This window comes from Alkalibacillus aidingensis, from assembly GCF_014595945.1.
Lineage (GTDB): Bacteria > Bacillota > Bacilli > Bacillales > Alkalibacillaceae > Alkalibacillus > Alkalibacillus aidingensis.
Genome location: NZ_JABXWU010000018.1, coordinates 1 through 6643, shown reverse-complemented (window position 1 = coordinate 6643; position 6643 = coordinate 1). Strand labels below are relative to the sequence as shown.

The 6643-nt window shown below is 31.9% G+C and carries 4 protein-coding genes; 2 read left to right on the top strand and 2 right to left on the bottom strand.

What is annotated here, in order from left to right; translation table 11 throughout:
* Positions 1-87 precede the first annotated feature (87 nt).
* A complete protein-coding gene (locus tag HWQ49_RS14500; protein WP_188208348.1) occupies positions 88-3594 on the bottom strand; it encodes a DEAD/DEAH box helicase in 3507 nt (1168 codons plus the stop codon).
* Position 3595: 1 nt separating this feature from the next.
* A complete protein-coding gene (locus tag HWQ49_RS14495; protein WP_188208347.1) occupies positions 3596-4459 on the bottom strand; it encodes a hypothetical protein in 864 nt (287 codons plus the stop codon).
* A gap of 589 nt (positions 4460-5048) precedes the next feature.
* Between HWQ49_RS14495 and HWQ49_RS14490 the strand changes: the two genes are divergently transcribed.
* Together HWQ49_RS14490 and HWQ49_RS14485 are read left to right on the top strand one after the other, a co-directional pair.
* The gene (locus HWQ49_RS14490) at positions 5049-5399 is read left to right on the top strand and encodes a hypothetical protein (protein WP_188208346.1); all 351 of its coding nucleotides are present in this window, start codon (positions 5049-5051) and stop codon (positions 5397-5399) included.
* Positions 5400-5507: 108 nt separating this feature from the next.
* Complete coding sequence (locus tag HWQ49_RS14485; protein WP_188208345.1) at positions 5508-6062, top strand: hypothetical protein; 555 nt, start codon at positions 5508-5510, stop codon at positions 6060-6062.
* Positions 6063-6643 lie beyond the last annotated feature (581 nt).

Genomic DNA, 6643 nt, shown 5'->3' with positions numbered 1-6643 from the left:
ATGGTCATTTCTAACACCCGGTTAGAAATGACCATTTTTAATTACCATTTACTGGTTTTGTCCCAGCCACTTATACTTTTTTATTCCTTATGAATTTTTAACAACCATACTTGCAGCTTCTAATATTTCTTGTTCCTCAGATGAAAGATTATTTATGTCAATCTGATTTCTAAGCCATAATCTTTTCAATTGAATAACTTTTCTTCGGGATGTATCCTCATCAATAAATTCACCCAGTGGTAATGCGTTAGCCAATTTATGTGCTACCATTCTATTTCTCATCCCATAACTATACCAGTAAAAGGTATGATGATCTTTTAAACCATTTTTAATTGCTAAAGGAAGAACATTTAAACTAAATGGGAGAGGTTCGTCCTTGAATAATACCTCTTCTAAAACCGCTACTAATAACCCAGCATAGCTTGATATTTCTTCAATTTGCCGTTTCACTAAAGACAATGTGTCTGGAATTGGTTTACCTGCAGATCTTGAAGAATCTACTTCTCCGTCAATGTTTAAATAGTATTTCGCAATTTCTGCGTAACTTTTACCTTCCATGTATAACCAAGTAATATTCAAAAACTCATTCCAATACATGTCCCAGTGATCAGGTTTAGTCCAAAAAAGGTTTGATTCATTAATCTTATTTGCTGCTGACTGAGCCATCATGTTAATAAACGTGGTTTTTTGCGTAATACTTTGAGGGAGTAGTCTTTGTAAGAAATATGGAGGTAACCTTTCCATGCCCTTAAACAATAAGATAGTCCAATTTCTTATATCCCACTCTAATACCCCATTTTTATCGGGTATAATATCCAATATTATCTTTATGAAGCTATTTGTAGTAAAGAAGTCAAAACCAGATTTTCTTGCAACATCTATAGACCAATCAGGAGCATTTGCATTTTTTATAAATTCATTTTTTATATTTGTAATTTTATTTGTTACTTTAATTAATTCTTCATTGTTAATTCTTTGTTTCATTATAGAAGCTGCGTAGGTTTTACTAAGCGTATTTTTGTTTGTTTCATCATCTTGTTCATTATTGGAAGTTAGCATCGACATAATTGTTAGTTCTTGTAATGAAGCCCTATCTTCTTGTATAGCATCTCGCATTATATCTATTAGAAACTTTCCTAGTGGACTACTAACGATTATAGAAGCATCGTTCTCTTGTAATACATTTATTTCAGACAATGCTCTATCAATATCTATATTTTCTTTTTTGAAAATAACTGGTTCATTCGGAACGATTATACTTAAACTTTGATTAGAAAATCCTGCTCTTCCAGCCCTTCCAATTGCATTAAGTATCAATGCTTTAGATCTTGTCAGTGCTTCAGGAGTATTTGCTTCCCTTGCATCTCCTATTCTAGTACCTGCAATAACAACCGCAACAGAAGGCAAATTCAATCCTTGAGCTAATGTTCCTGTAGCAAAGAGTAGTTTTACATTTTGTCCTTTAAAGGCATTCTCAACCGCCTCTTTTTCTGTATCTAACATGAATGACGTATGTACTCCCACACCTTTTAAAAGAAGTTCTTTTACTTCAGATTCTATCCCTAATTCTTTTTCTGCTAATAAAAGAAAACTCCGCTCCAGATTCGATAAATCAATTTCATATTGTTCTAAAGTAATATTTCTTCCAAGTGTAAAAGGATAATGCCTATTACTAGGAATAAAAACAATTGTCGGTATTCCTTTAGTTGCCAGTTCAATTCCCAAAGTTCTAGAAGTTTTATTTACCCAACTCTTTGCATTAACTTCTTTAATCCAACTCTCATGTACTTTTCTTCTAGATAATACATAATTAGCTGGAAAATCTGTATCCATTAATAAATAATCATTGTAATTCTGTCTCCAAATTCCCGATAGAGAATATAAAATAGATAATTTGGGGTTAAAATCCACATTTCTTCTATGATCAGGAAGTGAGTTCAGTTTTGCTTCTGCGTTATCCCTTGCTTCTTTAAAAGAAGCATACTCAACACCAACAGCTCCCCTAATAGAACGCGTAGGTTTCCACAAAACAGAGCTTATTTGTGATTCGCTTGAGGTTACATTATCAAGCCAATCTGATATATCTTTGGGATTACTTAACATAGCAGACATTAGAACAAACTTTATATTACTATTAATAGATATTATTTGCCCTAACACCAAATCTACTGTTGCCCCCCTACTACCTTCTCCTAAAAGGTGGCATTCATCGAAGATACACAATGAACAATTTTTAAAAATTTCTGGAGTGATCCTTAAAGACATAGCACACTTCTCCGGAGTCATTACTGCTACAAATTTTTGAGGGTCATCAATTTCTTCTATAAATTCACCTTCTAATTTTGTGTACTCATCCCCACCTACAAAGGTTTTTATATCGACTGAACCATAGAATTGTAGGGATTTCTTTAAATCCTTTTTTATTTGATGAACTAAAGCATTTGTAGGAGCTAAATAAAGGACCCATCCATTTGATAAAGAATGAGTAGCCGCAAGTTCTGCAATAAAACTTTTTCCACTTCCAGTCGGTTGGTTCACTATTACGTTTTTATTTGGCCCGGGAAGACACTGTGAAATAAATTCTTGAGCTGACTCCCATATAAAAGGTCTAGAATTAAGCATACTATTCCCTTTTACTCTTCCTTTAAGATAAGATGTAAACTCCAATTCATTATTTAGTGACAACGGTGTATTATGAAAGAGGGATCTCGATGAAGTCCTTTTAATCATCTCCATTAGTACTTTCGAAAAATGATAGACTTCTGGAAAAAGAGCGTATTTATTTTTATAAGCACTTTGATTTATTTTAACAAGTTCTTCTATTGCAAATGTGAAACCTTCTTCATTATCGCCCATTAGCCAATCAATGTAATAAATAATCGAATCTCCAATAGATGAAAACATCTTAACCTTGTTTTCTTTTATCAGATGACTTAATGATTTTCTTTTATCATTATTTTCAAACATAGGTTTTTCTCGTTCAAGACTCCATAGTTTATTAGTTAACAAGGCAACAAGGTTTGACAAAAACCATTCTTCGATTTTGATTAGATTATCTCTTATTCTCTCATCAGTTGCTTTATTTATGTACTTTGCTACTTCATTTATTTCTGTTTGAGCATTTGCATCATAACCCGCTATTAAAAACAACATTGCTGCCTCAGCTCTTGTATATATTATCTCATTAGAAAGTAAAGACTCTTCTTCATAATTTAAATCATCACTTGTAATTAAAGTCGCTAATAAAGACAAAGATTCAGCTGAAACAAATGCTGCAGCTTTAATGGAATTACCATCTTCATTTTTATCAAATATTGCATTACTCTCTAATGTATCCCCCAACCTTCTTAACTCAAAATATAATTCATTAAATAATGTAGGGTCTCCTTCATCTATTTCTTCTTCTATTTTCTCAAGCTCTTCCTCACTTAAACTTTCAAGTTGGACTGACTTAAATTCCTCATGAATTAAACCCAATTTCATTTTAATTGAGTATATATAAGCTCTAGATAAAGACCGTCTAGTTTCTTCAATATTTAGGTCTGGTAATCTGGGTAAATCATTAAATAATTTATAGGAATAATTATCAAACATTCTATATCTCCCTCACAAAGACTCTCATTTCGTCTGCCAAACTATCAAAAAATTCATCAAAACCTTCAATAGCTAGAGGAATTACTAACCTTTTATCTATAGGTACCTTTAATGATCCTAAAGTTTTTTTCCTGCTCCTTGACCAATCTTTTGTAATTGAACTATCATAAACTGGTGTGGTTAAGAAACATCTTTCATTCTTCCAAAAACCATGCGTAGCAGACATTGACAATTCTTTAGGCAAAAAATTTCTTAAGGTTTGAACTTGAGACCTAATCCTCTTTCCTGTCTTCCTCTTGCTATCTACACCATCAAAGAATTCCATTGCGTTTGATATCGCCCTATTTGGATTAAGCTTATAGGCCTTACATTCTCCAATAGTTAATCCCAGTGTCCCAGATTGATATAATGCTGTTAAATCTAGTCCTTTATCTTTTGGATCGTCATGAACTAATCCAACAACCAACACTTCCCCAACTGGATGAAGATTTTTTACCCTATTTGATATAAATAATAATAAGTGTATTAAAGCTTCAGCTAACCAAGGATTTCTTTCATCTTCTTTAAAATCTTGGTTGAGGTTATTATCCTCACCAATTGTTTCTATTACACTTTGTACAATTTCTTCTTTTCCAACTTCAGTATATTCTATTAAATCCGCCCTGACCTGAAGGTTAGCTTCTATAGCGTGTGATATTAGACCAACCATATAAACTGCTATACTTCGAATGATAGATGATTGATTTTCAATACCGGTAATCAATATAGAATGATGCGTTTGCGCCTGTAAAATATCTACATCAATATTCTTGCTAAATGACTCAACTTCTGATTCAATTAACTTCTTCAATTCATCTTGATTCATGAATTATACTCCTATAAATTACATTTTTTAAATAATATATATGTGATTTTTTTAGCAACATCTTTTCAGTTTAGAAATCACTAACTATATTTTACCATTTCGAAAAGTCTAGTAAAATAAAAATTGAACATTCAGTCGAAGAGACATATTCAACAATATCCCTCCTCATATATTTCATATAATTTCTCTTGAACACCAATTTTTTTAATTATTTTAATTTTTTTACTTCCTTAAGGCCTTTCAACAAGAATTTCCCTCCATCTAAAAGTAGATTTTTTAGGATTCCTCTTGGTCGTCTAATAGTACGTTATACCATAATTTTAAAAATGTTTTTCATTCAATATTTTTTATTTTGCACTTAGAATTTATTATCTTAGACGATATACTATTTCTGAACCCCGTAAGTAATACACTTAGGCTCTTTCAATTGGGTATGTTTAAGTTGATTACTTGGAAAAGTTAATTACTTAGGACATTTGCTAACCCTAAGCGATACTTTTTATACTCTGACAATAAGAGAGAGAAATGGAGGAACTTCGAGTAGACAAACAAGATTACAAAATTCACTACAATACTAGGAGGAATATAAATGAAAGAGGAAATTATTCTTAGAAAAAGTGCAAGGCAAAGGCTAGAGGTAAAAGCCTCGGATCTTGAATACCTTGCCTTTTTGGAACAGCAACGATTGCTTTCCGTTCAACAATTTTATCAAGCATATTCAGCATTGTTCAATAATCGACTCAAAGATTACAGTTTTAAAAATCGCTTACGAAAATTCGAAGAATACAATCTTATTCGAAGTAATTATTATAGCAATGGGTTTGAGGGAGAACGTTTTAAATATGTGACAGTCGGTAGCAAAAGCATTGAATTGTTAATTGAAAATAAATTTCTTGATGGATCATACAATAAGTCAAAAATATACAAATTCAATCAATAGAAAAATGTCCTTCACTATCTTGCAACACAAAAAGCCGTTATTAATATTTTGACAAAACTAAACGAAAGTCTAATTATTGAATTAAATTCTAAACAGGTTAAGTACGGATTGTTGTATAATGAAAATCTCTTCTCTATTTCACCAGCACACCTTCGTTATGAAGAATGGATTCCAGAATTCAGAAATTTACACCGTCAAAATAAAGGTGCTTTCCATTCGAAAGTTGCTAAATATATGACCCAAAGTAATACTAGTAATCTACGATCAGGAAAAACCATGACAATTGTAAAGCCCGATTGGATTACCAAAGTTGAACCGCGGAAGAAAAGAAAACCTGTTTACCTGAATATTGAACTGGACCTTAGCACAGAGCCAATAGAAACACTGACTGAAAAGGTTTTTAAATTTGCTATAGTTGCAGAAAACAACCCTGAAGAACAACATCACTTGTGTATTGTAATTGCTGATAATAGTTTCTCAAACCGTTCACAATTCGGTACTGGAATTAAAAGAACCCAAAATATAATTAAACGATTTAAAGAAGATAAAGCCGTAATGCAGCGAATAAAAGAATCAAGCCTTATTGTAATGGTCCATCCATTATCGAGAATAGAAGAGAAAATTCACCAAAATTTATGTAAATACTCATGGATACGATCTTGAGGTTTTCAACTGAAGGAAAACTTTTTCTAATTAGTCATTCATTTTTGAATGGCTACCTTACATAATCATCTATTCTAATGATAGTTACCATTATTAGATACCTCGTTAACTTCTACTGTCACAATAATTTTCACGATTAGATAACCCCTCTTTCTATAGTAGTAACCATTATCCGTTTCCTAAAACCGTATCTATATATCCCTTCATCCGACAAAATAGAATAATTTATTAAGAATTTATGCAACAATATAAATTACTTTTCACCCCATTTCAATGATCGTTACCATTATTAGATACCACTGTTCCAGCTTTTCAAATCAGCTATCTTCACACTGTAACTTAAAGAATATCAATTAAAATTCACATTAATAGTTACCTCTTATAGTAACCTCAAACAAAGGCTAGAAGAATAATTAATGCTGGCAACATTTTCGGTCAGCGTGGTAAGATATATATGAGGGATTCCCTCTGGACAAATCAAAAAGAACCCGCAACCTTACTAGCGATCAATAGACTAACCTAAAAATTTGAGACAATATAAAACACCTTCGAATGGTACAATTAAAACAAGTACTAAATCG